Origin of the sequence: Acetobacter oryzoeni (assembly GCF_004014775.2) — a bacterium.
GTDB lineage: Bacteria > Pseudomonadota > Alphaproteobacteria > Acetobacterales > Acetobacteraceae > Acetobacter > Acetobacter oryzoeni.
In genome coordinates this window covers 1769236-1796049 of record NZ_CP042808.1, presented here as the reverse complement: position 1 = coordinate 1796049, position 26814 = coordinate 1769236, and the positions used below count along the sequence as shown (strand labels likewise).

Genomic DNA, 26814 nt, shown 5'->3' with positions numbered 1-26814 from the left:
TGTATTTTTGCCTAAATCATAGGCAAACGGAAATAACAGTGCATACGCAACCCACCCTGCGTCCCATTAATCTGGGCGGTATTGTTTTGGATACCCCCGTCATTCTGGCCCCCATGTCTGGCGTAACAGATCTGCCGTTCCGGCGTCTGGCACGTAAGTTGGGGGCTGGTCTTGTTGTTTCTGAAATGATCGCCTCTTGGGCGATGGTGCGTGAAAACGATACCACCCTGCGTATGGCGGAAGTGGCGGATGCTGGCGGCCCCAATGCCGTGCAGCTTGCCGGGTGCGACCCAGACGCCATGGCAGAGGCCGCACGTATTGCCGTAGGCCGTGGGGCAGATCTTATTGATATCAACTTTGGCTGCCCGGTTAAAAAAGTGGCCGTTGGCCAGATGGCCGGTTCTGCCCTTATGCGGGACGAAGGCGCTGCCGAGCGTTTGTTGGCGGCTGTGGTAAAGGCCGTGCCAGTGCCCGTTACCCTTAAAATGCGCATGGGGTGGGACCATGAGCATCTGAACGCACCGGTGCTGGCTCGGATTGCGCAGGATGTTGGTATCCGCATGATTACAGTGCACGGCCGCACGCGCCAGCAATTTTACAACGGCACAGCCAACTGGGCCTTTGTGAAAAATGTAAAGGAAGCGGTAGATCTGCCCGTTATCGTGAATGGTGACATTCTTACCGTTGGAGATGCGCGGGAAGCCTTGGCCCAATCTGGTGCAGATGGGGTGATGATCGGGCGCGGCTGTTACGGGCGCCCGTGGTTTTTGGCGCAGGTGGCACACGCTTTGCGCACGGGGCAGGAAATTCCAGACCCCGCTTTGCCGGAAGAAAAAGCCATTGTGCTGGAGCATTATAATATGATGCTGGAGCACTTTGGCCAGCGCCCCGGCCTGCGGTTGGCACGTAAGCACGTGTCTTGGTATTCGGCTGGGCTGCATGGCTCGGCCTCATTCCGTGCCGCGTTTAACCGGGTAGAAACGCCACAAGAAGCCATTGCCATGATTACTGGTTTTTATGATCAGCAAATTGCGGCTGGTGCTGTGCGAGAACCACGTGTTTCCCGCCACGCTATGGCGCAACAGCAAGATCAGGTTCAGGCGGCGTGAAGCAAAAAGCAGCGCATGGGGTTGCTCAGCCCGATGCGGCGCTTGTTCTGGACAGTCTGCCCGTTCCGGTTTTGGAAATAGGGCCACAAAATACAATTCTTGCGGCCAATATGGCGGCGGAAGAGTTTTTTGGCATGTCTCGCCATCAGTTGCGGCATGGCGGCTTGGTAGAAGTGGTTGCTCAGGATCATCCGGTTTATCTGCTGCTTGAACATGTGCGCACCCGTGGCGGGAGTGTGACAGAGCATGAACTGCTGTTCAGTTCCCCGCGCTTTCATCATGAGGGTGTGAGTGTTCAGGCTGCCGATGTGCCGGATTATCCAGACATCATTTTGCTGACATTTCATGAGCCCGCCGCAGCCCGAATGTTGGACCAGCAGCTTGCATACCGTTCTGCGGCACGCAGTGTTTCCGGGCTGGCCGCCATGTTGGCGCATGAGGTGCGTAACCCCTTGTCTGGCATTAAAGGGGCCGCACAGTTGCTCGAACAGGCCGTGACGGAAGCAGACCGTGATCTGGCCACCCTGATTTGTGATGAAGTTGACCGGATTGACGCACTGGTTGACCGCATGGGCATGTTTGGTGAAGCGCAACTCGATTTCCGGGCGCTCAATATTCATAGAATACTGGAGCATGTGCGCCTGCTGGCCAGCAATGGGTTTGCCAAGGGCATCAAGATAGTCGAGCGTTATGATCCCTCTTTGCCTCATGTGTGGGGGGATAGGGACAGGTTGGTGCAGGTGTTGCTCAACTTGGTAAAAAACGCGGCCGAGGCCATACGCAATACGGATAAAGAAGGGGAGATTACGTTGCTTACCAGCTATCGCCCCGGTATTCGGGTGGCTGTGCCCGGTACGGCGCAATGGCGGCATCTTCCGTTGGTGGTTACTGTGCGGGATACAGGGCCGGGTATTTCCGAAACAGTACGCCCGCATTTGTTCGAACCGTTTGTCTCTACAAAGATAAACGGGAGCGGGCTGGGGCTGGCCTTGGTTGGTAAGGTGATGGATGACCACGGCGGCGTTATCGAAGTGGAAAGCCGCCCCGGCTGCACGGAAATCAGCTTATTTCTGCCGATTGTCGATCATATGAGCCATTCGGGGTGATACGCCCCTTTGCTCAATAGTTCTGTTTTTCAGCTTTTATCTGGTTTGAGACGTCATGACACCGCTGCCCACTATTCTTGTTGCTGATGATGACCGTTCTATTCGTACTGTGCTGGGGCAGGCATTGGGTCGGGCTGGCTATCAGGTGCAAACCACGCCTTCCGTCAACACGCTCTGGCAATGGGTGCAAGAAGGTGAGGGCGATCTGGTAATTACAGATGTGATCATGCCAGATGGCAGCGGGCTGGATCTGGTAACGCGTATTCGCCAATTTCGGCCCGATCTGCGCGTGATTGTCATGAGCGCACAATCAACCCTGACAACAGCCGTAAAAGCCACGCAGCGGGGTGCGTTTGAATATCTGGCCAAACCGTTTGATTTGAAGGAACTGCTGGCGGTTGTGGCAAGGGCGCTCACAACACCAGTGCAGGAAGCCGAAAAACCTGTAGCAGATCAACCACCAGAAGAACGCCTGCCTTTAATCGGGCAGTCTGTTGTCATGCAGGGGATCTATCGCAGCATTGCCCGCCTGACTACGTCTGACCTCACGGTCATGATTTCGGGGGAAAGCGGTACGGGTAAGGAGCTGGTCGCCCATGCGCTGCATGAATACGGTCGGCGCCGGAGCGGGCCTTTTGTGGCCGTTAATATGGCGGCTATCCCGCGCAAACAGATTGAAAGTGAACTGTTTGGATATGAGCGTGGGGGTACGCAAGGCCGTATGCCCGGGCGATTTGAACAGGCCACAGGCGGCACACTGTTTTTAGATGAAATTGGAGACATGCCGCAGGAAGCGCAAACCCGTTTGCTGCGTGTCTTGCAGGAAGGTGAGTTTACCACGGTAGGGGGTACCACGCCCTTGCGTGCAGATGTGCGTATTATAGCCGCCACGCACAGAGATTTACGGCAGGCCATTCAGGCCGGTACTTTCCGTGAAGATCTCTATTACCGCCTGAATGTGGTGCCCTTGCGTTTGCCACCCTTGCGGGAAAGACTGGAAGATATTCCGCTGCTGGCGCGGCATTTTCTTTCCCAGTGTCGAGATGAAGGAGGAACGTACAGAATACTGGACGAAAGTGCCATTACACGGCTTCAGGCTTGGCGCTGGCCGGGCAATGTGCGCGAACTGGAAAATCTCATCCGCCGTATTGTGGCCCTGTATTCTCAGGAAACCATTACAGGTGACGTGATTGATGCGGAACTGGCCGAGCCTTTGGCGCATGATCCGATTCCCAATAGCGTGATGGCAGCGGAGCCTTTGTCTGAATCTGTTTCTCGCCATATCGCACGTTATCTGGAAGCGGGGCGGGATGGCGTGCCGCTGCATGATCTGCACGCCCGGATTATTGCAGAAGTTGAACGGCCGCTTATCCAGATGACATTGGCCGAAACACGCGGCAACCAAATCAAGGCGGCAGCCATGCTGGGGCTAAACCGAAATACATTGCGTAAAAAAATTCGAGACCTTGAGATTCCTGTCGTTCGTGGCGTAGTCTGACGTTCAGGCATGAAGCAGTTTCTGTTCTCCCTCAGGCACCTTCTTTCTCGCACACGCCTGCATTGGCTTTTGCGTTCTCTGGAACGTAAAACCGTTGCCATTACACTTGCCGCATTGGCTTTGTGTTTGGGGTTTGCCACATTTGTGGTGCTTTCGGGCGGGATGTCCTTCGGGCATTATTCCCTGATTGAGCCTTTATTGCTGTTTTTAAACGGTATGGTGCTGGCCCTGCTTGTGGTGGCCTTGGCTATCCGTATTGGCCCTATGGTGCGTGAGCATCGGAAAGGGTTGGCAGGGGCGCGGCTGCATGTGCGGCTGGTTACGCTGTTTGGTATTGTGGCTGTGGCCCCCACACTGGTTGTGGGTGCGTTTGCAACGCTATTTTTCCATTACGGAATTCAGATCTGGTTTTCAGACCGGGTTAATACAGCCCTGAACGAGGCCTTACAGGCTTCTCGCGGTTATCTGGTGGAGCATAACGCCAATATCCGCACAGATGCGTTCTCGATGGCCAATTACATCATGAGCGCCCAGAACGAACTGGCTGCCAGCGGTATGGATCTGTTTCAGGATCACGACGCCTTGGCGCAAATGCTGGACAGTCAGGCCACCATGCGCGGGCTGACAGAAGCCTTGGTGTATGACCCCATCACCAACAAAGTTGTGGCGGCTGGCGGGTTGATGAGCCGCACCGGATATTTGCAGGAACTGCCTCCACCCGCAGCCACGGTTATGGCGCGCTCAAACGATGTGGCCATTCTGGATTCTCCAGATGAACGCACAGTGCGCGCTGTAGTGGAACTTTCCCAAACGCCAGCGCTTATGCTGGTGATTACCCGGCTGGTTGATCCAACCATTCTGGAGCACATGCACCGTACGGAAAAGGTGGTGTCGGATTACAAGCGGCTGAGCAACAACCGCGCCAAGATCCAGCTGACATTTGTCATGATCTTTGCGTTGGTGGCGTTGCTGGTGCTTGCGGCCGCAGCCTTGATCGGGCTGGCATTGGCAAACCAGATTGCCCGCCCGCTGGGTTTGCTGAGCGTAGCTGCACGCCGGGTGAGTGAGGGGGATTTGGGTGTTCATGTGCCTGAAAATGACAGGGATGATGAAGTCGCCAGCCTTTCCCGCGCCTTTAACCGCATGACAGAAGAACTGGCCAGCCAGCGTTCGGAATTGATGGCTGCATATGGCCAGATCAATGAGCGTCGACGGTTTACGGAGGCCGTGCTTTCTGGCGTTTCAGCCGGTGTGATCGGGCTGGATGTGAAGCAGAATATCGAACTGCCTAACCGCGCCGCCTGTGTTTTGCTGCAAACCGATCTGATGGATGCCATTGGTGAACCTTTGGCCCAACGTGTGCCAGAGTTTGCCGAGTTTTTGCAAGAAGCGCGCGCAACGCCAGATGCCGTGCTTACGCGCGAGATCCAGATAGGCCAGCAGGCCAGCCAGCGCACCTTGCTGGTGCGTTTGGGGGCAGAACTGCGCGGTACGATTACTGAAGGGTATGTGATGACATTTGATGACATTACGGCCCTGCAACAGGCGCAACGTAAAGCCGCATGGGCCGATGTGGCGCGGCGTATCGCGCATGAAATCAAGAATCCGCTCACGCCCATCCAGCTTGCTGCAGAACGGCTAAAGCGGCGTTTTCTAAAAGAAATTACTTCCGATCCCGATACATTTTCGCAATGTGCAGATACAATCGTGCGGCAGGTGGGGGATATCGGGCGTATGGTGGATGAGTTTTCGGCCTTTGCACGTATGCCGCAGCCTGTCATGAAAGATGAGGATATTTCGCGTATTGTGCGTGAGGTGCTGGTTCTGCAAAGAAACGCACACCCCGAAATTGCCTATCATCTGGATATTCCAGACAGAGGCCCCAAAGCACGATGTGATAGAAGGCTGATAAGTCAGGCACTTATTAATCTTTTGCAGAATGCGGCGGATGCCATTGCCATGACGGCCAGACAGGGCGAAGCTACAGATCAGGCACCTGCGAGCAAGGGTGAAGTATCGGTTCGGATTATAGAAGGGGCAGAAGATATCGCCATAGAAGTGGCAGATAACGGAGTTGGGCTTCCATCGGATGACAGAAATCGTCTGACGGAACCTTATGTGACGCACAAAGCCAAGGGTACTGGTTTAGGTTTGGCTATTGTGAAAAAGATCATGGAAGATCATGGTGGAACAGTGCGTCTGGAAGACAAAGCGGGAGAAAGAGGAACTGTGGCTACTCTGATTTTGTCGGTGAAAGACAACCATGGCGCATGAAATCCTGATTGTTGATGATGAACCCGATATCAGAATGCTGATTGAAGGCATTCTGAGTGACGAAGGTTATGATACGCGCGTAGCTGCCAGTGCTGATACGGCATTGGCTGCTTTTAGGGCGCGTAGGCCATCACTGGTTATTCTGGATGTCTGGCTACAGGGTTCGGATATGGATGGCTTGGCTATCCTGCAAGCCATGAAGGCCGAGGAACCCTCGGTTCCGGTTGTCATGATTTCTGGCCATGGCACAATTGAAACAGCCGTGGCAGCGCTCCAGCATGGTGCTTACGATTTTATAGAAAAGCCATTTCAGGCAGACCGTCTGCTGGTTATTGTGCGGCGTGCGCTGGAGGCCTCGCGGCTGGCGCGTGAGAACGAAGAGCTGCGCATAAAGGCCGGGCAGGATACGGAGCTGTATGGAAACAGCGCCCAGATTGCCGCTGTGAGAAACCAGATAGAAAAAGTGGCGCCCACAGGTTCCCGCGTGTTGATTAGCGGAGGGCCGGGGTCTGGCAAGGAAGTGGCCGCCCGTATGATTCATGCCCGCTCCAAGCGGGAGGATGGCCCTTTTGTAGCGCTTAACTGCGCCACTCTTGCACCGGGACGGTTTGAGGAAGAACTGTTCGGGCTTGAAGGTGGCACGGAAGGTGTGGGGCGCCGCACCGGGGTGCTGGAGCGTGCGCATGGTGGCACGCTGTTGCTGGATGAAGTGGCAGACATGCCGCTGGAAACGCAGGGCAAGATTGTAAGAGCCTTGCAGGATCAGACATTTGAACGTCTGGGTGGTGATGCCCGCGTTAAAGTGGATGTGCGCGTATTGGCAACCACCAACCGTGATCTGCAAGCCGAAATTATGGCCGGGCGTTTCCGGGAAGATCTGTATTACAGGCTGGCTGTTGTGCCGCTGCGTATGCCTGCGCTGCGGGAAAGGCGGGATGATATTCCCGGTCTTGCGGCAATGTTTTTACGCCGGGCTGCAGAAATGGCTGGCTTGCCCACGCGTGAACTCTCGCCCGATGCTGTTGCAGCCCTTCAGGCCTATGATTGGCCGGGCAATGTGCGTGAACTGCGCAACCTGATGGAACGCGTGCTGATTATGCAGCCCGGTAGCAGCCAGGAACCCATTCGGGCAGATATGCTGCCCTCTACTGTGGGCGAAAGTGCGCCCGCGTTGCTGAAGTTTGATGCTTCAACAGATGTTATGGCCTTGCCTTTGCGAGAAGCCCGCGATCTGTTTGAAACCCAGTATCTGCAAGCCCAGCTTTTGCGTTTTGGTGGAAATATCAGCCGCACGGCGCTGTTTGTGGGTATGGAGCGCAGCGCTTTGCATCGCAAACTTAAGCAGCTTGGTGTAACATCTGAGGAACGAGGCGCGGGCTGACATGTTTCAAGGTTGCAGGCTTTAGGCAGGCAGTCCGGCTAAAATATAATAATGAGAACGGAATAGGGCCTCCACTGTGGAAAAAGAGAGTGCATATAACGTGCAGGATGCGTTCCTGAACCAGATCCGGCGCTCACGCGCGGCTGTTACTGTGTTTTTGGTGAACGGCGTTAAGTTACAGGGGTTTATTACATGGTTTGATGATGAGGTTGTTCTTTTACGGCGTGATGAACAAACCCAGCTTATCTACAAGCATGCCATCAGCACGGTAATGCCCAGCATTCCTGTCAATATTTCCGATTCCAACACTGCCGATGCGCAGGCAGACAGGGACCTTTCTCTTGGCGACGAGTTTCTCTGAAAAGAAAAAGAAAGTAGCAACCCGCGCGGCAGTTATTCTGCCGTGGGAGCGTTCTGCCCACGGGCAGGATGTGCGGGCCGCAGAAGCACGGTTGGAAGAAGCCGTGGGGCTTACAGCCTCAATCGGGCTGGTTATTGTGCGCAAGGATGTATTACTTCTGCGCAGCAGGCGTTCCGCCACCCTGTTAGGCAAGGGGCAGGTAGATTCCTTGCGTATTGCCGTTAAGGCAGATCAGGTTGATGTGGTGGTGGTGGATGCAAAGCTAAGCCCCGCACAGCAGCGTAATCTGGAAACAGAATGCGGTTGTAAGGTTATAGATCGTACCGGCCTTATTCTGGATATTTTTGGTGCCCGTGCCGCCACAAAGGAAGGCACCTTGCAGGTTGAACTTGCGCATCTGGAATATCAGCGTTCCCGCCTTGTGCGGTTGTGGACCCATCTTGAACGCCAGCGCGGTGGCTTTGGCTTTCTTGGCGGCCCCGGTGAAACCCAGATTGAAGCTGACCGGCGTATGATCGGTGATCGTATCGTGCGGCTTAAAAAAGATCTGGAGCAGGTGCGGCGTACACGTGGCTTGCACCGGCAGGCGCGTAAACGCGTACCTTTTCCGGTGGTGGCTTTGGTGGGCTATACCAACGCCGGTAAATCCACACTGTTCAATGCACTGACCGGTGCCACCGTATATGCGCAGGATCAGCTTTTTGCGACGCTGGATCCAACCATGCGCGCGATTGATCTGCCCTCTGGCCGCAGAGTTATTCTGTCTGACACGGTAGGATTTATCAGTGATCTGCCAACGGAGCTGATTGCGGCCTTCCGTGCCACGTTGGAAGAAGTGGCAGAGGCAGACATTATCCTGCATGTGCGCGATGTGGCGCATCCAGATAGCGCATCCCAGAAAAAAGATGTGCTTGGCGTGCTGGAAGGCATGGCAAAGGATGACATGCTGGAGCAGGATTGGCCGGAACGCATGATTGAAGTGCTGAACAAGGTTGATCTGCTGGGCGGCCCAGAAGCCATTCCGCAAACAGAAGATACCATTGCCATTTCCGCCATTACGGGGGATGGGCTGGAAACGCTTTTGGCGCGTATTGATGCGCGTATTACAGAAGGCATGGAAACGGTGCGTTACCGTTTACCATTGGCAGACGGAGCAGCCTCGGCCTGGCTTTACCAGCACGGTGAAGTGGTTGCGCGGGAAGACAAGGATGAACAGACAGACATTACTGTTCGTCTTTCAACAGAAGATCGTGCGCGGTTTGAGCGCCAGTTTTCCCACATCCAACCGATGATTGCTTAAAAAAGAAAAGTTCTGACATCAGGGTTTTGAAAATATCTATCCTGATGTCAGATTTTTTATTCAGTCAAAATCTGTAGGCAGTTCCGGATTTGCGTGATGTGCAAAAAGCCGGGTTATTTCGTGCGGTGTAATCCGCCCGGTTGAAATATCCTGCGGGATATTGTCCTGCGCAAAAAAGCCGACCTCGCTTGTTTCAATACTTGTGGTTGGCGAGCCGCCCGTTATTTCACCCAGAAAAAAGAGCTTGGTTACAGAAAAAGGTTCTGGCGGCATATGCCCTTGGCGGGCCCGATCCAGCGCCATGGCCAATTTGGTAATCTGCACTATATAGCCGGTTTCTTCCCACACTTCTTTGGCTGCACATTCAGATGCTGTCAGGTTCACATCAGTCCAGCCGCCGGGTACGGTCCAGCGGTTGCTGTCCAGCACTTCGCGCACCATCAGCAGGCGGTTCTGCGCATCAAAAACACCAACACGCACTTCCAGTTTGGGTGTGGCGTAACCGGATTGCTGGCCAAACAGGTTTTCTATTTTCTGCACATCAACATTGCTGCCTTCGGCCATCATCTGCGCGGCCAGATTACGCAGCATTTCATAGCGTTCTTTATCGAACGGGTCTTGCACGTAGGTAAGCCCTGTCTGGGCAATGGCCTGAATTTCTCTGGCCCATACCAGCCAAACAGGTTCCGACATTTTATAGTCCTTCTATAACCAGCTTTCATAAAAAACGGGAAGGCACTGGGCCTTCCCGTTTTGTGTAACACACTCTGCCAAGACAGAAATTACATGGCGGCTTCTGTCTGTGCTGCGGTTTTACCGTTAATTAGCAGGCCATCACCATTGGCGGAGATATTCACTGTTTCTCCATCAAGGATATTGCCTTCCAGAAGCTGCTCTGCCAGCGGGTTCTGCAGCGTGCGCTGAATAACCCTTTTAAGCGGGCGTGCACCGTAAATGGGGTCATACCCTTCATTCGCCAGCCAAGCTTCGGCCAGCTTATCCAGATGCAGGGTGATCTTGCGATCTTCCAGCAGCTTTTGCAGGCGTGCAATCTGGATATCCACAATCTTGGTCATGTCCGCTTTCTGCAACCGCGAGAACAGGATGATTTCATCCAGACGGTTCAGGAATTCAGGACGGAAGTGCTCACGCACAACCTTCATCACCTGCGCCTGCACCATATCGGGAGATTCACCATCCGGCAGGTTGGCCAGATATTCAGAACCCAGGTTACTGGTGAGAATGATAAGAGTGTTGCGGAAGTCCACAGTGCGGCCCTGACCATCGGTCAGGCGGCCATCATCCAGCACCTGAAGTAGAATGTTGAACACATCTTCATGTGCTTTTTCCACTTCATCAAACAGGATGACCTGATAGGGGCGACGGCGCACAGCTTCTGTCAGCACACCCCCTTCTTCATACCCCACATAACCCGGAGGGGCACCAATCAGGCGGGCCACTGCGTGCTTTTCCATGAACTCACTCATGTCGATACGCAGCAAGGCTTTATCATCATCAAACAGGAAGCGGGCCAGCGCTTTGGTCAGCTCTGTTTTACCAACACCCGTCGGGCCGAGGAACAGGAAGGAACCAATCGGGCGGTTAGGGTCCTGCAAGCCTGCACGGGCACGGCGCACAGCGTTGGAAACAGCTTTAAGAGCCTGTTCCTGACCGACCACGGATTTACGCAGTTCGTCTTCCATCCGCAGCAGCTTGGCGCGTTCACCTTCCAGCATCCGGTCAACCGGCACACCTGTCCAGCGAGACACAACAGAAGCAACACCCTGATCTGTAACAGCTTCGGAAACCAGATCATCCTTTTTGGCGGTTTCTTCTTCTGTTTTCTGGGCTTCTGCAATCTGAGCCTGCAGGTTGGGGATAACGCCATACATCAGTTCAGATGCACGCCCCAGATCACCCTTGCGCTGCGCCACTTCCACATCGGAACGCGCCTGATCAAGCTGTTCCTGTAGTTTCTGAATGGTGTTCACGCGGTTCTTTTCTGCGTGCCATGCAGCGCTGAGCGTGTTGGACTTTTCTTCCAGATCGGCCAGTTCAGCTTCTACGGCTTCCAGACGATCCTTACTGGCGGTATCGTCTTCTTTGCGCAGGGCTTCACGTTCGATCTTCAGCTGAATGATGCGGCGGTCCAGCTCGTCCAGTTCTTCTGGCTTGCTGTCAATCTGCATACGCAGGCGGCTTGCGGCCTCATCAATCAGGTCAATCGCTTTATCCGGCAGGAAGCGATCCGTGATGTAGCGGTTGGAAAGCGTTGCCGCTGCCACCAGTGCACCATCGGTAATACGCACACCGTGATGGAGTTCGTATTTTTCCTTAATACCGCGCAGAATAGAGATTGTATCTGCCACAGAAGGCTCACCCACAAATACCGGCTGGAAGCGGCGGGCAAGGGCTGCGTCTTTTTCAATATACTTGCGGTATTCATCCAGCGTGGTGGCGCCAATGCAGTGCAGTGTGCCGCGGGCCAGTTCCGGCTTGATGAGGTTGGAAGCATCCATTGCACCATCGGTACGGCCAGCGCCAACCAGTGTGTGCATTTCATCAATAAACAGGATGATCTGGCCTTCGGCGGATTCAATTTCTTTCAGAACAGCTTTCAGGCGTTCTTCAAATTCACCGCGATATTTGGCCCCGGCAACCAGCGCGCCCATATCTAGGGAAAGCAGCTTTTTGTTTTTCAGCGCCTCAGGCACATCACCATTCACAATGCGCTGGGCCAAGCCTTCCACAATAGCGGTTTTACCTACACCGGGTTCACCAATCAGAACCGGGTTGTTCTTGCTGCGGCGGGCCAGAACCTGAATGGCACGGCGGATTTCTTCATCACGCCCAATAACGGGGTCCAGCTTGCCTTTAAGGGCAACTTCCGTGACATCACGGGCATATTTTTTAAGCGCATCAAAATTGGCTTCAGCGTTTTCGCTGGTCACTGTGCGTCCTTTACGAATGGTCGTAATAGCTTTTTCAAGTGCATCAACCGAGGCACCGTTTTCTTTTAGCGCGCGGCCTGCTGGCGTGTCAGATGCAGCAATGGCCACAAGCAGCCGATCCTGCGCAACAAAGCTGTCTCCGGCTTTCTGGGCGGTTTGTTCTGCATTATCCAGAATACGCACCAGTTCCGGTGTTGCTGCGGGTTGGCCTGCGCCGCTGCCCTGAACTTTTGGCAGTTTTGCTAAGGCTTGCTCGGTTGCGGCTTTTACGGCTTCCGGGTTGCCACCAGCACTGCGAATAAGTGAGGAAGCTGCACCTTCATTATCATCCAGCATGGCCTTGAGCAGATGCTCTGGCGTAAGCTGCTGGTTAAAATCACGTAAAGCTATTGTTTGCGCAGCCTGCAAAAAGCCGCGTGAACGATCTGTAAATTTTGCAATATCCATTATAATCCCTCTTGTCCCTTTTACATCAGGCGACTGAAGGCCCTGCTGGCATCCCATGCAGGCAATGTCAGCGTGGTCTCATTCTTCACAAATTGAGATTGGAATGTTGAGAGAGACAATCAAGGGGGTGTGATGCGTTTTCGTGCATGGGTGGTAGATGGTGCAGGCAGAACACCCTTGAAACGGCAGGGTTTCCAATAAAAAAGGCAGCACCTTAACGGGTGCTGCCTTTTGCGTTTTCCCGATAAGGAAAAACTTATGCCGCGTTCAGCTGGGCTTCAGCGAATTCATAATTCGCCAGCTTGTCCAGGAAGTTGGTGACGTAGTCCGGACGACGGTTGCGGAAGTCCAGGTAGTAGGAATGTTCCCACACGTCCACGGTCAGCAGGGCCTTGCCCTGGCCTTCGGCCAGCGGGTTGGTGCCGTTAGGGGTTTTGGTGATGGCCAGCTTGCCATCCTTACCCAGAACCAGCCATGCCCAGCCAGAACCGAACTGAGAAACAGCAGCCTTGCGGAATTCTTCCTTGAAGGTGTCAATGCTGCCGAAATCGCTGGCAATTTTTGCAGCCAGCTTTTCTGGCATCACACCGCCATTGGGGGAGAGGCAGTTCCAGAAGAAGGAGTGGTTCCAATGCTGGCCGGCATTGTTGAACAGGCCCGTAAGGTCTGCTTTGCCATGAGCTGCCAGAATGATTTCTTCCAAAGACTTACCCTGAAATTCGGGCTTGTCTTCCAGCAGCTTGTTCAGGGTGTTGACGTAGGCCAGATGATGCTTGCCATGATGGTATTCAAGCGTTTCCGGGCACATGCCACGTGGGGCCAGTGCGGTGGGAGCAAAGGGGAGGGCAGGCAGTTCAAAAGCCATTTTAATACTCCGTATTCTAAAGGCGGGGCGTGTGAGGGAACACACCTGAGTTCCAGAGCTATGGGCGCGGGGCAGATGCGTCAAGGGAAAGGCGCATGACAAGAGCCTTGCGCAGCCATACTCACGGAAACTTGCCTTGCCAGTAGGGCGTATAATGAGGGCCTTCCGTTAGGAAAGCGGGATCATTCAAACGCATGAACCATGCACAGGTTTCCCGCACATCAAGCTACGTTAGGGGTAAGGGAGATACTGGGGTTTATGGCGCAGCAGGAACATCATCCTCTTGTAATGGAGGTGCAAAAAGCTGTGCAGGCAGACCCGGATAGGGCGTTGTGTCTGTGGTTTTTGCCTTCATCTGTGCGTGATGCCGCTTATGTTCTTCTGGCTTTCCATAACGAGCTGATTCGCGCTTTGGCCCCGGCGCGTTCTGCTGCTGTAGCAGGGCCAATGGCCGGGTATATTCGCCTGCAATGGTGGCGAGAGCTGCTGGAGGAGCAACGCAAGCCAGAGCACGTGCTGGCGCCAGCGCTTATGGCGCTTGTACAATCAGGCCGAGTGCAGCGCGAAACGTGCCTGAAAATGATTGCTGCCCGGGAAATGGAGCTGGAACCCACGCAAGATGTAGAGCGCTGGACGCAGATGATGCGTGATGGTGCCGGTGCCTTCCAGCAAGCTATCGGAGAACTGTTAGGTGTGCAGGATACAGTTACACTGCAACGCTTGGCCGCCGGAGGGGCAGCTTATGGGGTGGGCAGCATGTTGCGGCATTGGCCATTGCTTGCGGGCAGTGGCCGTTTTTTGTTTCCCGGCACGCAGGAACAGTTAAGGCAGGTTGGAAAGACGTTTCTGCAAGAATGTCATTTTGAGGTTTTGGAGCCGCAGTGCCGTAAAGCTGCGTTACCAGCCGTATTGGCAAAGCGTGATCTGGTGCGTGGAAGTGAACAAGCTGGCCTGCCCCGCGGAATAGGGGACAGGCTTGCTGTGTGCCGCGCTGGTATTCAGGCGTCGTTGGCGACAATTTTTTCCATAACGCCAATCAGAACCGAATAATCAGCATTTTCTGCCGCGCGGCGGGCAAGAGAAAGCTGTTGTGTTACAGCAGCTAAAGTGGGTGCGGGCACGGCCAGACGTGCTGCGGCATCCATCAGCAGGCGCATGTCTTTTTGCATCAGGCGGGCAGGAAACTGAGGAGAGAAATCTCCAGCCTTGGCCATCTTGATCTTGCGCTTGTGGTGCGGGGAAATCACAGCCATTTCATCCAGCGCATCAAACAGCATGGAGCGGTCCAAGCCAGCGGCCAGGCCGTAAGCTATGCCTTCTGCCACAGCGGCCAGACCGGCCCCCATAATGCCATTGATAACCAGCTTAAGGCGTGCCCCGCTGCCAGATGGTCCGGCATGAATGGTGATACGACCAATTTTATCAAAAATAGGTTGAGCCCGTGCAATAGCGGCATCATCCCCACCGGCTAGAATAACCAGATTGGCGGATTCTGCCTCAGGTGTGCTGCCAGATACCGGACAATCTATAACGCAGATATTTTTTTCCTGCCCGGCCTTTTGCAGGGCATCTGCGGCTTCTGGAGAAACAGAGCTGGTGTTTAGCAGTAAACCATCGGCTTTTATACCAGCCAGAACACCCTGTGGGCCGTACATGCTTGCTGCAAGGGCCTCATCATCCGGCACACAAACCAGAACAATATCTGCCTTGCTGGCAACTTCTGCAGGGGTGGGCAGAAAATGGGTTACGCCATCACCGCCTTTGCCAGAAGGAGTATAGGCAAGGGTGGCATACCCGGCTTTTTCAAGATGCGCGGCCATGCGGCTGGCCATGGCACCAAACCCAATAAAACCGATTGTCTGCTGAGTTGTCATGCTGAATGAACCTTCTTGTTTGTATTAAAAGAATTATAAACCTGAATAATAAGATATGTCTTGGCCAGGTTGGGGAAGCATCGTTCGCGTTTGCGTGTCTGGGCGTTACGTTGTTTGTTACGGTTGCATAGTATTCTTGCGCAATAAGGCTGATTTTGTAAGGGTAATCCTGCACTCAGCGTACATGGCTGAGGTGCTTCAAACAGTGGAGAGCACAAAACCCCATGCCATCGCCCACCCCAGACCGAAGCCGGCGGTTTCGCCTTTCTCCCCTTACGCGGCAGGTGTTGCTGTATGTGTTGTTTATGCTGCCTGCTGTATCTTATCTGGCAGGTGCTTTTTCGGGTGATCTGGGGCCAAACCCATTCAAGACATGCTTGCATGAATTCGGACGCTACGCGTTTCGGTTTCTGCTTGTTTCGCTTATGATTTCGCCGCTCAAACGGTTTTTAAAAATTGATTTGATGGTGTATCGCCGCCCGCTCGGTTTGCTGGCTTTCAGTTACGCGGCTTTGCACGTAACACTCTATTTCTGGTGGGCTCGTGGGTTTGATATTCAGCGGATATGGAAAGACTTTTTAACGCGGCCATTCCTCACATTCGGGTTGATCGCTTTTTCTATTCTGGTGGTTCTAGCGGCAACATCCACGCGCAAATCCATTATACGGCTGGGTAAAAAATGGGCGCGTTTGCATCGTCTGGTTTATGTTGCCATGGTTTTGGCGTGTATCCATTACGCCATTGCATTCAAGCAGTGGTACATTGAACCTTTTGTATATGCAGCCGTAGCGGCATGTGTGCTGGGTTTGCGGTTTGTGCCAAAGCCCGGGCTTAAAAAATCCTGAAATAAAAAGGAGGCATGAATTTTCTCATGCCTTCTTTTTTAATGCCATTGTGGTTTGTGAATTGCCTAGGCCAGCAATGTATCATGTCCTAGAGAGGCCAGAAGTTTTTCTGCACGTTGATCTGCATGAATAATGGAAACTGTTTTCCCGCGTGCCTTCAGGCGGGATGCAATTTTTTCCAGCGCATCTGCTGCGCTGATATCCCAGATATGTGCGTCTTCAAGATCAATCACGATGTTTGAAGCTGTATCCTGAAAATCCACTGCATCGGCAAGAATACTGGCAGAAGCAAAGAACAGTTGCCCATGCACGTAATAGGTGCGGGTGTTGCTGTTTTCTGAAAACGTGCTGCTGACCTGAACAAGTTTCATAACCTGAAAAGAAAAGAACAACCCATTCAACAGCACGCCACAGGCAACACCAGCTGCCAGATCATGCGTTAACACCACCACCAAAACCGTGGCCAGCATAACGGTGGAAGAAAGGCGAGGGTGCTTTACCAGATCACGCAAGGAGGACCATGAAAATGTGCTGACAGACACCATGATCATAATGGCCACCAAAGCGGCAACAGGCACTTGGGCTACAAAGCGGTGCAACACAACCAGCAACAGCAGCAAAAATGCCCCAGCCGTAAAGGTGGAAAGCCGACCACGCCCGCCATAACGCAGGTTGCCAACTGTTTGCCCAATCATGCCGCAACCGGCCATGCCGCCAAACAGCCCCACCATGATGTTGGAAAAACCAAGCCCGGTGCATTCCATGCGTTTGTTGCTGTGTGTGTCTGTTAATTCATCCACCACAGTAGCTGTCATGAGGGATTCCAGAAGCCCCACCATGGCCATGGCAAATGCGTAAGGCAGCACAATTTTAAAAGTTTCTGCTGAAAAAGGCACATCTGGCAACGTTAGATGCGGCAGGCCGGAAGGCAAATCCCCCAGATCAGACACCACATGCACAGGCATGGGCACTGCAAAAGTAATGCCTGTAAGCACAAGAATACAGATTAAAGGGGAAGGCACAGCCGTGGTAACGCGCGGCAGAAGGTAAACAATGGCCAGCCCCAGCGCGATAAGCGCATAAGTATGCCACGTAACATGCAGCATCTGCGGCACCTGCGCAGAAAAGATAAGAATACCCAGCGCGTTTACAAACCCGGTTTCCACCTCGCGCGAGACAAAGCGCATCATGCTTTGCAGGCGCAGCAAACCGAAAATAATCTGGAATGCACCTGCCAGCAGTGTTGCCAGAAGCAGATATTGCAGGCCATGGCTATGCACCAGTTCAGCCGCAACCAGAGCAACAGATCCGGCAGCTCCGGAAATCATGCCCGGCCTGCCGCCCGTAATGGCAATGGCAATGCTGATAACAAATGAGGCAAATAGCCCCACAGAGGGCGCAACCCCGGCCACATAAGAAAAAGCGATAACTTCTGGAATAAGTGCAAAAGTGCCCACCATGCCGGCCAGAACATTGCGGACGGGCTGGTCTGTCCATTCATGAATATAGGTTTTAACTGTCACGAGAAACCGGGTGTCCCTTGGTTGAGTGTGAAAAGGCGCATTAATCGGGCACCAAAAGCGTTTCGGGGCAGGAAAGACTTTTGAGGCATTATTTGCAAGATATACATGCCTTATGGGGGATATCCTACCACGCTACACGGATAAGATGATTGTGCTCTGTGTGGCAGCGTTTTATGCGTGAGGCATGGTTTCTCCTTCTTCCTCTCCTCTTGTCTGGATTCTGGCTGGTGAGGCCAGTGGCGATGTCTTGGGTGCACGCCTTATGTATGCGTTGCGTGACCGTGTGCCCGATATGCGCTTTGCTGGGGTAGGGGGCGTGCGTATGCAGGAGGAAGGGCTGGTCAGCCTGTTTCCCATGCGGGATCTGGCCGTTATGGGGCTGGTGGAAGTGCTACCCCGTGTGCGCCAGCTTTCTGCCCGGTTGGATGAAGCCGCGCAGGATATTGCAACCCAAAAGCCGGATTTGGTGATCACCATAGATAGCCCTGGCTTTGCCCTACGGCTTCTTAAAAAAATAAGCGGTTTGGGCATTGCCCGTGTGCATTATGTGGCGCCGCAGGTTTGGGCATGGCGGCAGAAAAGGGTGAAGGAATTTCCCGGTCTGTGGGAAGAATTGTTGTGCCTTTTGCCATTTGAGGAAAAGTTTTTTGGCAAGCATGGCCTAAAAACCCGCTTTGTAGGACACCCGGTTTTGCAATCTGGCGCTAAGGATGGAGATGCAGCTCGGTTTCGCAACCGGCATGGGTTGCCAGATAGCGCCAAGATACTTGTGCTCATGCCCGGTAGCCGCCGCTCAGAAGCGCCGCGCTTGCTGCCTGTTTTTGGCCAGATGTTGCGTTTGCTTAAAACATCCATGCCAGACGTGGTGCCCGTGGTGCCGGTTTCTCCGGTTGTGGCAAATGTTGTGGAGCGTGCCACGCAGGATTGGCCCATAAAGCCGGTTATTGTCACAGATATTCATGACAAGCATGATGCCTTTGCTGCTGCTGGGGCAGCATTAACCAAATCAGGCACATCTACGCTGGAACTGGCTTTGGCTGGAGTGCCAATGGCTGTGACATATCGGGTTAACCCCATAACGGCCTTTTTTGCTCGTCGGCTTATTAAAGTGCCATTTGTGGCTATGGTGAATTTGTTGGCGGGCCGTGCTGTTGTGCCTGAACTTTTGCAGGAACAGTGCCGCGCAGATGTTCTGGCGCGTGAAGTGCAGATTCTGTTTGAAAATACAGATGTGGCGCAGGCTCAGAAACGGGCTTTTGCCACGGTTTTGCATGGGCTGGAAGGGCCACAGGGCCAATTGCCAGCCGATGCCGCAGCAGAAGCTGTTCTGGAGGTTCTTAACCGTAAAAATACGGCTAAGATACTCGGCTAAACGTGTTCAGTTGTGTTTGTGATAAAGCTGGTTGGGATCAATTTCCGGCTTTGTCAGTTCTTTCAGGCCATCTGGTGTAAAGGCGCGGTAAAAACAGCTACGGCGGCCCGTGTGGCATGCCACGCCAATCTGGTTCACAAGCACAAGCACGGCATCGGCATCGCAATCCAGCCGGGCTTCAATAAGATGCTGGATCTGGCCAGATGTTTCGCCCTTGCGCCAAAGCTTCTGGCGGCTGCGGGAGTAATAGCAAACGCGCCCGGTTTCCAACGTTTCACGCAGGGCTTCACGCGTCATCCATGCAATCATCAGCACTTCGCCGGTATCGTGTTGCTGGGCAATGGCAGCTACCAGGCCAGAGGCATCAAATTTTACAACATCCAGCATGGCATCCAGTTCTGCTGCTGGTGGGGCAATGTAAGTCATGATTTTTCCGTAGAATGAGAATCAGAAGGTGTTTGAGGTTTAAGGGCTGTTTCCAGCCAAGCAGGCAGCCGCACCACCAGCGGATGCGTGGCACAGGTCAGTTGGTTATTGGCGGCATCTGTTTTCAGTAATGCCAGCCCAACATGATCTTGGGATGAGCGCAGCGTGCCCACTTCCACACCATCGCACAGCACAGGGGTTCCGGGCGCTGGCAGGGGGGATGTGGCTGCAACAGGCATCAGGCGGCGCTTTACCAAAGTGCGGTAATGCATACGGGCGGTCACTTCCTGCCCCATATAGCAGCCTTTCTTCCATGATACGCCACCGAGCAGATCCAGATTGGCTTCGGCAGCCAGAGTGCGGCCAACCTCGCAATCCTGCACACCATCAGGCAGGCCCAGTATCAGGCGGTGCAGGTTATAGTCCTGCTCTGTAGCGGTTATGGGCGTATCTGGTGCGGCATCAATCAGCCGCCACCCGGCGTCTTCTAACCGAGGGTCCCGAAAGCTGATGGCGTTTTCCAGCACACTATCAGGCGGTGGGTTTCCCCATGCGACATGCACGGGCAGGGCGGTGAGTTCTAGCTGCACATCAGAGCGCAGGCGGAAACGCTGGAGAGTGGTCTTTAGGTTTTCAGCCTGTTCTGCGGCGCAATCTAGCAGCAGGCAGGTATCATCGGGGTCTGAGACCACAAAAAAGTCTGCTTGCCAGCGCCCCTGAGGTGTCAGGCAGGCGCTCCATGTGGCGTCTCCCGGTTCCAGCGCAGCAATATCCGCTGTGACCAGACCTTGCAGAAAACGCACGCGGTCAGCGCCAGAAAGCTTGAGAACCGTGCGGTTTTCAAGCCGGGTCATATGTGTTGGGGAAGGCATTTACATTCTCCCATAAAAGAAAAAAGGCTTCCCGCAGGAAGATAGAGGGCTTTTGGGGCCAGGAACAGAAACTGTTCAAAAACCTTACTGGCTTAGGGCAGAAAACACGTCGCCTTCTGGCGGAAGATTGCAAATATGTGTTCGATGCCACAGAGCGTAAAACAGAAGTGTCCATGCGGCAGCACCCGTTCTGCGGTTATCTGCTGCGCGAAACAGGGCTTTTACACGGTCTGGCCGGGCAATTTCCGCAATACATTCCTGCCGTGCCACCAACTCACCAAGATGAGTACCTTGCTGCCTGATCCATGTGCCAATCGGCACGGTAAAGCCTTGCTTGGGGGCAAAGGGGCGTGCGGCAGAATTGTGTTGCTGCAACCATTTGCGCAAAAGCCATTTTCCCTTGCCATCACGCAGGCGCATGGAATCGGGCAGGCGCCATGCCGTTTGGGCCACAACTGGGTCTAGCAACGGTGTGCGGCCTTCTAACCCATGTGCCATCAGGCACCGATCCAGCTTGATAAGCAGATCATTCGGCAACCATTCTGCAATATCGACAGCTTGCAAGCGGGAGAGAGGGGTTGTCGCATCTGCCGCGGCCATTTCTGCGGCGGCTATGCCATCCCGCCAATGGGCAGGGTGCTGGTGCAGAATATTCATGTTATCAAAAATGCCGCGCCGCCACATGCGCCGCTTGCCTTTCCACCACGGGCGGCTGGCCGAGCGATAACGCCCATAGCCACAAAACAGTTCATCTCCCCCTTCGCCGGAGAGAATGACGGTAACATCTTGCGCTGCTTTCTGGGCCAAAAACCATGTGGGAATAATGGCGTAATCTGCAACCGGATCATCCATACAGGCCACAATGGCAGGCAGATGTTGCCACACCATATCTGCCGTAATGCGCATGGTTTCATGCTCGGCGCGGGCATGTTGGGCCAAGGCATTGGCGGCTTCGGCTTCATCCGCTGCCCCCGGGGCATCAAAAACGGCTGTCCATGTGCGCAAGGGCGTGGTGCAGGGTAGGCGGTTCATGGCTGTTAACAGGCAGGCACTATCTATGCCGCCAGAAAGAAACAGCCCAAAGGGTACATCAGAACGTTCATGCGCATGCACGCTGTCCATCAGGGCTGCATCAAGGTGGTTTAGGGCGTCAGCTTCAGAAGTAAAAAAAGGAGCATGGGCGGGAATGGGGGATTGGCGCTGCCTATCCAGAATACGCCCTTGGTTGATGCGCAGGGTTTCCCCCGGCATGACGCGCTGAATACCGGGAAAGATTGTTTCCCACCCTGTGGTGAACTGAAGTTGCAGCAATTCATCCCGCACAGCAGGTGCAATGGCGCGGGGGGCAAGGCCGGAGGCGATTAAAGGTGCTGGCTCGGATGCAAAGGCAATGCCGCCCGAAAATTCGGTAAAATAAAGCGGTTTGATCCCAAACGGATCGCGCGAGAGCAGGAGTTCCTGCTGGGCTTTATCATACAGCCCAATGGCATACATGCCGCGCAGCCCGCGGGTATAGGTGCAGCCGTTACGCTCCCATAAAAGCAAGGGAGATTCGCAATCGCTTCCGGTCTGGAAATGCTCTGGCCCGATCTGCCGGCGAATTTGCAGGTCGTTATAGATTTCACCATTGGCAACAAGCGTGCCATCGCCGCTGGTTAAGGGTTGGTCTCCACTTTCCAGATCAATAATGGCAAGGCGTGTATGCACCATATCGGCGCGCCCCAACCGGGCAATATGCACACCATTGGGGCCACGATGGCCCAAGGCCTGCGCCATACGTTCCAGAACCGATTCGGAACATGGCTGCGTGCCGGGCGTATAAATCAGCCCTCCAATGCCACACATTTACCCGGCCTCCACCGTGGACAAGAACTTATGCCACGCATCCAGAACGGGTGTGACAGCATAGGTTGTTTCATAATCCCTGCGGCCTGCCTGCGCCATACGGGTTGCCAGGTCTGGTGTTTCCAGTGCAGTGCAGATTTGCGCGGCCAGAGCATTGGCATCTTCTACCGGAGCCAGCAGGCCGTTTTCACCATTTCGGATAAGTTCACTTGGCCCTTGAGAAGCGGCTGCAATCACCGGTTTGCAGGCCGAAAACCCTTCAATCACCACATTGCCCAATGGCTCGTGCCGAGAAGGGCAGATCATGGCAGAGCAGGCGCGGAGCAAGCCTCCGGGGTGGTTGGCCCATCCGGGCATGAATACACGCTCTGCCACACCTTCCTGCCGCGCAAGTGCTTCCAGCGCTGCGCGTTCGGGCCCTTCTCCGGCAATAACAAGCGGGATGTGTGGCACATGCTTCATGGCACGGATAAGAACATCAAAGGCCTTGTTCTTATGCAGCCGCCCCAATGCCAGCAGAAAAGGGGCGCCATGTGGCAAAAACTCTGGCCATACGGGTGGTGTGGCCGCCAGATCCGTGGCGAAGTTGGGGAGGTAATGCACGGCATTGGCAGGCCAGCCTTGCTCGCGCATCCAGCGCACCAAGCCATGCGTATTGCCAATGAGATGAGAGCAGCGGCGATAATAGGAAAGATCATAAAATCCCCCCAACCGCCCAGCCAGTACCCAGTTGCCTTGGGGGGCAAAGCGTGCGGCACGGTTCATCCATGCAACGGCAACGCGGGGAGAGAATTCTTTAAGAGCAGAACGAAGGCCCACGCGGGTGCGTATATCCAGCATGTTGCCAAAAGGCAGTTCAACGGGTGCAAGGTTGCCTGCACGTAAACGTTGGGCACGCTCCGGGTTGGTGCGGATAACTGGCAGAACAGAAAGTCCTGCAGCAGCTTGTGCAATACACAGGCGTTCAAAAAACAGCTCAGCCCCACCTGTGGGGGCTCCGGCCATAATGTGTGCAACTTTCAAAGGCTGTGTGTTCTGCCCGTTGGTGGTGCCATCCATCATATGCCGGTTTCCTTGAGAAGGGAGAGCGCTGCTGTGGCAACATTCGCAACATCCAGCCCAGCTATGGGGGCTTCACCCTCTGGGCCGGGGGCAGCAATCCACCGCGCATTTTTGCCAGAAGGCGCGTATTCCGATGCACGAGATGGCCCAAAAAGCCCCAAAGTGGGCGTGCCTGCGGCAGCGGCCAGATGCATCAGCCCCGAATCATTGCCGATATACAGGCGGCAGCGGGCCAGCATGGCGGCTACTTCCGTAAGGGAAAAATGGCCTCCCGCATCTATGGCGTGGGGCAGAGCTTGCAGAACAGGGCGGGCGAGTGCGGCTTCCTGCTCTCCCGGACCATAGAATATGGCGGGCCGAATCTGAGGGTATGCCGCACACAGGCGTTGCCATAGGGGCAGGTACCGTTCTGTTGGCCAGATTTTGCCTGTCCAGTTGGCGGTAGGGCCTAAGGCTATAATGGGTGCGGTGTCAGGAATAATCTGCTGTGCTTTTGCGCGATCAGCCGGGCTGACCCAAACAGTCGGGAGCGGAGGTGGAGAAAGGTTCAGAACGTTTCCCAAATGCGTAATGCGTGCGCCCGCCCGCCGCCCGCCGCGCATAATAAACCGGCGGCCCGAACGTAGAAGAAATGTAACGGCTGAGCCGCGCAGATCTACCGTGATATCCCATTTGAAAGGCACGCAGGCTTTCCACAGATCAAGCCAGTGCAGATCATAGGGGCGCTTTTCCATCACAATGGTGCGCTCGAGTCTGGGAAAGGCGCTAAATAGCCCGGCGGCAACAGGCCCGCATGCTATGGTGAACCGCGCATCTGGCCAGCGTTGGTGCAGATATGCCAGCAGGCCCGTAGAAAGCACGGCATCGCCCAGACGTGTGGCCGTGATGAAAAGAATGCGCATTATCGCGCCTATACTGTCTTCCGGTTTTTTTTCCAACCCAGTGCGCGCAGGTGTGGACATTTGCGCTGCCTGTGCAAGAAGCGTTTGCTGATGGTAAAGTTATAAATTGGGCAGAAAAACATCTCTGCTCTGAATCGGGGATACAGGAATGATTAGGAAAGGTTTTTATCTTATCGCCGGGCTTACAGCCGCCCAGTTGTGCTGCAGTGTTACCATGCCTGCACAGGCCGCAGACAAGATGTGGACAGCAAGCGCATGCGGCGCAGAACCTGTAGCGCCGTCTGTAGAAGTGTCTTCAGTTGATAAATATAACGCCAGTGTTGATAAGGTCAGTGTCTATGAAAAAGCAGCACGCACCTATAACAGCTGTGTGGCCAAGGCAGCCGTTAAGGAAGAAACGGCTATCAGTAACGAAGCGCGTGAAAAAATTGCCCATATTCATGAAGGCAGCAGCACCGTGCAAAAGCGTATTGCCGGTAATTTCACCAAATTGACCACGGCCCTTAAGGCCGGAGGGGCCAAATTACAGAAGGCAGAGCACTAAAATTTTCGGCAGGGCGGCTGTTTTCTGGTACAACAGTAAAAGAGCCGCCATCAGGCTGATTGCCTGCATGACTTGTATGATACCCCCGGCTGAGGCAGATAGACGGTAACACAAAGCCGTCAGGCAGAACGCCAGCAGACAGGAACAGGCCAGACCGTGGCAGAGGATCTTTTCAAGGAAGTTGATGAGGAAATGCAGGCCGAGCGCCTGCGTATGGCCGCAAAGCGCTATGCCGGTGCGGGTATTGGGCTGATTGTGGCCGTGCTTGCGGGCATTGGTGCGTGGTCTTGGCATGTTTCCAGCCAGAAATCTCAGGCGTTGGAAGCTACAGGAACGTACCTTACGGCCTTACGGCAGACAGACCATCTGCCCTCAACTCCTTCATCAGGCACGGTAGATCTTACTACTACCGCGCAGGCGGGTTTGGCCTCGTTGCAGAAATTGGCGTCTTCCGATGCAAAAGGCGTGGCTGTTCTGGCCCGTTTGCAGGAAGGGGGCGTGCAGGCAGCGCGGGGTGATGTAAAAGGTGCACTGGCTGCGTGGGATGCCGTGCAGAAAGACCCGAACGCAGATTCCGCACTGCGTGATCTGGCAACCTTGCTGTGGTGCCAAAAACAGTTGGATACCGGAGAACCTGCTACACTACGTTCTCGCCTTGCGCTGCTTACAGGCATAGGCAAGCCGTGGAATGGTCTGGCCATGGAAGCCTTGGCTGTTCTGGATGTGCGCGAAGGGCATGTGGCAGAAGCCCGGCAGAAATTTGCAGCGCTACAGGCTGCGCAGGATGTTCCTCAGGGCGTACGCAACCGGGCGCAGGATATGATGCAGGCCCTTGATCCGACAGCAGGCTAATAGAATGAGCAGCAACAAGAAATCCAGCGCAACCAGACGTTCCGGACTTTCACGCCGTGCCCTGCTAGGAGGCGCCGCTCTGGCTCCTGCGCTGGCCGGGTGCACCATGTTTGAGAGTGACAGAAAGCCCATTCTGGCCGGGCACCGCACGGATATTCTGTCTTCCGGATCTGGGTTGATGGTTGACCCGGACGATCATACGCCCATTACAATCCCTCCTACCATTAGCGTTTCGGAATGGCCTATTTGTGGGCGTGTTTCGGCCCATACCGGCAGCAATTATGCTTGGGGTGGGCTACATAAAAGGTGGAGCAAGGATATCGGGGCCGGTATTTCCCAGCCAGATTTCATGGCATGGGCGGCACTTGGCACTTTGGGCCGCGGGCTTATTCCTGCACCACCTGTTGTGCAGGATGGCCGCCTGTTTGTTATGGATGCCCAAGGTGTTGTGCGCGCTTTTTCTTGGCCCGGCATGCGCCATATCTGGACGTATAATCCGCGCCCCAGAAAATCTTATTCTGCCAATATGGGCGGCGGTTTGGCCGTAGATGGCGGCGTTGTTTACATTGTAGACGGCATTTCCCAAACCATGGCGGTGGATGCGGCAACCGGCAAGGTGAAGTGGAAAACCACCAACGGCGCACCGGGGCGTTCTGCCCCAACAGTTGCTGGTGGGCGTGTTTTCTTTGGCACGATTGATGAGCGGTTTTTCGCGCTGGATTCCGCCACAGGCCGCCAGTTGTGGACATATACAGCCACATCTGTGGAAACCACCGTGTTTGGCCAGCCTGCTCCCGCTGTAGATAACGGCATTGTGGTGGCCGGGTTTGGTGGGGGCGATCTTGTTGCTTTCCGAGTGGAAAGTGGTGAGGTTGTCTGGAGTGACATGATGGGTAACGTCAACAGTCAGGCCAGCACGCTGGATCTGTCCTGTGTGCGTGGGTTGCCTGTTATTGTTGATAGCATTGTGTATGCCGTAAGCATGGCACAGGTATTGGCTGCCATTGATATCCGCACAGGTCGCCGTGTGTGGGAACGCTCAGTTGCTAGCCAGAACAGCCTGCTATGCGTGGGGGATTGGCTTTTTGTGGTCTCGCTAGATCAGCAGATCGCATGTATTGACCGCCTTTCTGGCCATGTGCGGTGGATTACACAGCTGCGCCGCTTTCGGCGTGTGGATGTGCACAAAGATATCGTAACCTGGTTTGGCCCCATGCTGGTGGGCGGCGAACTGGTTTGTCTGAGTTCTCTGCCAGAAAATGGCATGGTGCGGATTAACCCGGCAACAGGTGCAATTATATCAGTAGACAGCATGGATACCGTTTCTTTCGTGCCGCCAATTATCGTAGATAACCAGATGCTGATCGTGACAAACGACGGGAACCTTTGCTCTTATGGCTGATCG

23 protein-coding genes are annotated in these 26814 nt (G+C 54.4%); 13 read left to right on the top strand and 10 right to left on the bottom strand.

Features of this window, described 5'->3' with window-relative positions; all coding sequences use genetic code 11:
- Positions 1-38: 38 nt before the first annotated feature.
- From dusB to hflX, 7 genes are all read left to right on the top strand, one after another.
- Positions 39-1109: a tRNA dihydrouridine synthase DusB gene (dusB, locus tag EOV40_RS08275; protein WP_128105633.1), complete on the top strand. Its 1071-nt coding sequence runs from the start codon at positions 39-41 to the stop codon at positions 1107-1109.
- The gene (locus EOV40_RS08270; RefSeq protein WP_128105632.1) at positions 1106-2215 is read left to right on the top strand and encodes a two-component system sensor histidine kinase NtrB; all 1110 of its coding nucleotides are present in this window, start codon (positions 1106-1108) and stop codon (positions 2213-2215) included. The genes dusB and EOV40_RS08270 overlap by 4 nt, the downstream gene beginning before the upstream one ends.
- A 55-nt stretch (positions 2216-2270) precedes the next feature.
- The gene (ntrC, locus tag EOV40_RS08265; protein WP_128105631.1) at positions 2271-3713 is read left to right on the top strand and encodes a nitrogen regulation protein NR(I); all 1443 of its coding nucleotides are present in this window, start codon (positions 2271-2273) and stop codon (positions 3711-3713) included.
- Between the two features lie 9 nt (positions 3714-3722).
- Complete coding sequence (locus EOV40_RS08260) at positions 3723-5987, top strand: sensor histidine kinase NtrY-like (protein WP_128105630.1); 2265 nt, start codon at positions 3723-3725, stop codon at positions 5985-5987.
- Positions 5977-7368 (top strand): nitrogen assimilation response regulator NtrX, encoded by a 1392-nt coding sequence (gene ntrX, locus EOV40_RS08255; protein ID WP_050820144.1) that lies wholly within the window; start codon positions 5977-5979, stop codon positions 7366-7368. Before EOV40_RS08260 ends, ntrX begins: the two co-directional genes overlap by 11 nt.
- Positions 7369-7444: 76 nt before the next feature.
- Positions 7445-7729: an RNA chaperone Hfq gene (gene hfq, locus EOV40_RS08250; protein WP_003624011.1), complete on the top strand. Its 285-nt coding sequence runs from the start codon at positions 7445-7447 to the stop codon at positions 7727-7729.
- Positions 7683-9029 (top strand): GTPase HflX, encoded by a 1347-nt coding sequence (gene hflX / locus EOV40_RS08245; RefSeq protein WP_196332563.1) that lies wholly within the window; start codon positions 7683-7685, stop codon positions 9027-9029. The genes hfq and hflX overlap by 47 nt, the downstream gene beginning before the upstream one ends.
- 60 nt (positions 9030-9089) lie before the next feature.
- On the opposite strand, the gene EOV40_RS08240 is transcribed toward hflX, so the two are convergent.
- The 3 genes from EOV40_RS08240 to EOV40_RS08230 form a co-directional block, all read right to left on the bottom strand.
- Positions 9090-9722 carry an NUDIX hydrolase gene (locus EOV40_RS08240; RefSeq protein ID WP_128105629.1) on the bottom strand — a complete coding sequence of 211 codons (633 nt, stop codon included), beginning with the start codon at positions 9720-9722 and terminating at the stop codon, positions 9090-9092.
- A gap of 89 nt (positions 9723-9811) precedes the next feature.
- On the bottom strand, positions 9812-12427 hold the full coding sequence (gene clpB / locus EOV40_RS08235; RefSeq protein WP_050820141.1) for an ATP-dependent chaperone ClpB: 2616 nt from the start codon (positions 12425-12427) through the stop codon (positions 9812-9814).
- Between the two features lie 256 nt (positions 12428-12683).
- Positions 12684-13292: a superoxide dismutase gene (locus EOV40_RS08230; protein ID WP_003629595.1), complete on the bottom strand. Its 609-nt coding sequence runs from the start codon at positions 13290-13292 to the stop codon at positions 12684-12686.
- A gap of 201 nt (positions 13293-13493) precedes the next feature.
- Between EOV40_RS08230 and EOV40_RS08225 the strand changes: the two genes are divergently transcribed.
- Positions 13494-14342: a squalene/phytoene synthase family protein gene (locus EOV40_RS08225; RefSeq protein WP_244296855.1), complete on the top strand. Its 849-nt coding sequence runs from the start codon at positions 13494-13496 to the stop codon at positions 14340-14342.
- Here the strand turns inward: EOV40_RS08225 and EOV40_RS08220 are convergent.
- On the bottom strand, positions 14291-15166 hold the full coding sequence (locus EOV40_RS08220) for an NAD(P)-dependent oxidoreductase (RefSeq protein ID WP_050820139.1): 876 nt from the start codon (positions 15164-15166) through the stop codon (positions 14291-14293). The genes EOV40_RS08225 and EOV40_RS08220 overlap by 52 nt on opposite strands.
- A 224-nt stretch (positions 15167-15390) precedes the next feature.
- Here EOV40_RS08220 and EOV40_RS08210 point away from each other — a divergent pair, with 224 nt between their 5' ends.
- Positions 15391-16011 carry a protein-methionine-sulfoxide reductase heme-binding subunit MsrQ gene (locus EOV40_RS08210; protein ID WP_088364930.1) on the top strand — a complete coding sequence of 207 codons (621 nt, stop codon included), beginning with the start codon at positions 15391-15393 and terminating at the stop codon, positions 16009-16011.
- 65 nt (positions 16012-16076) lie between these two features.
- On the opposite strand, the gene EOV40_RS08205 is transcribed toward EOV40_RS08210, so the two are convergent.
- A complete protein-coding gene (locus EOV40_RS08205) occupies positions 16077-17534 on the bottom strand; it encodes a SulP family inorganic anion transporter (RefSeq protein ID WP_128105628.1) in 1458 nt (485 codons plus the stop codon).
- 184 nt (positions 17535-17718) lie between these two features.
- Between EOV40_RS08205 and lpxB the strand changes: the two genes are divergently transcribed.
- Entirely contained in the window at positions 17719-18906 is a 1188-nt protein-coding gene (lpxB, locus tag EOV40_RS08200) for a lipid-A-disaccharide synthase (RefSeq protein WP_128105627.1), read from the top strand.
- A gap of 6 nt (positions 18907-18912) precedes the next feature.
- Here lpxB and hisI read toward each other — a convergent pair whose 3' ends face one another.
- From hisI to EOV40_RS08175, 5 genes are all read right to left on the bottom strand, one after another.
- Positions 18913-19332, bottom strand: a complete 420-nt coding sequence (gene hisI / locus EOV40_RS08195) for a phosphoribosyl-AMP cyclohydrolase (protein WP_003623988.1) — start codon at positions 19330-19332, stop codon at positions 18913-18915.
- Positions 19329-20204, bottom strand: coding sequence for a CAF17-like 4Fe-4S cluster assembly/insertion protein YgfZ (gene ygfZ, locus EOV40_RS08190; RefSeq protein WP_128105626.1), 876 nt, complete (start codon positions 20202-20204; stop codon positions 19329-19331). Before ygfZ ends, hisI begins: the two co-directional genes overlap by 4 nt.
- An 84-nt stretch (positions 20205-20288) precedes the next feature.
- Complete coding sequence (gene asnB / locus EOV40_RS08185) at positions 20289-22049, bottom strand: asparagine synthase (glutamine-hydrolyzing) (protein WP_128105625.1); 1761 nt, start codon at positions 22047-22049, stop codon at positions 20289-20291.
- Positions 22050-23111, bottom strand: coding sequence for a glycosyltransferase (locus EOV40_RS08180; protein WP_128105624.1), 1062 nt, complete (start codon positions 23109-23111; stop codon positions 22050-22052).
- Positions 23108-24013 carry a glycosyltransferase family 9 protein gene (locus tag EOV40_RS08175; RefSeq protein ID WP_167506862.1) on the bottom strand — a complete coding sequence of 302 codons (906 nt, stop codon included), beginning with the start codon at positions 24011-24013 and terminating at the stop codon, positions 23108-23110. Before EOV40_RS08175 ends, EOV40_RS08180 begins: the two co-directional genes overlap by 4 nt.
- A 148-nt stretch (positions 24014-24161) precedes the next feature.
- Here EOV40_RS08175 and EOV40_RS08170 point away from each other — a divergent pair, with 148 nt between their 5' ends.
- From EOV40_RS08170 to EOV40_RS08160, 3 genes are all read left to right on the top strand, one after another.
- A complete protein-coding gene (locus EOV40_RS08170) occupies positions 24162-24557 on the top strand; it encodes a hypothetical protein (RefSeq protein ID WP_128105622.1) in 396 nt (131 codons plus the stop codon).
- 156 nt (positions 24558-24713) lie between these two features.
- Positions 24714-25409 (top strand): tetratricopeptide repeat protein, encoded by a 696-nt coding sequence (locus EOV40_RS08165; protein ID WP_128105621.1) that lies wholly within the window; start codon positions 24714-24716, stop codon positions 25407-25409.
- 4 nt (positions 25410-25413) lie between these two features.
- The gene (locus EOV40_RS08160) at positions 25414-26811 is read left to right on the top strand and encodes a PQQ-binding-like beta-propeller repeat protein (RefSeq protein ID WP_128105620.1); all 1398 of its coding nucleotides are present in this window, start codon (positions 25414-25416) and stop codon (positions 26809-26811) included.
- Positions 26812-26814: the final 3 nt, after the last annotated feature.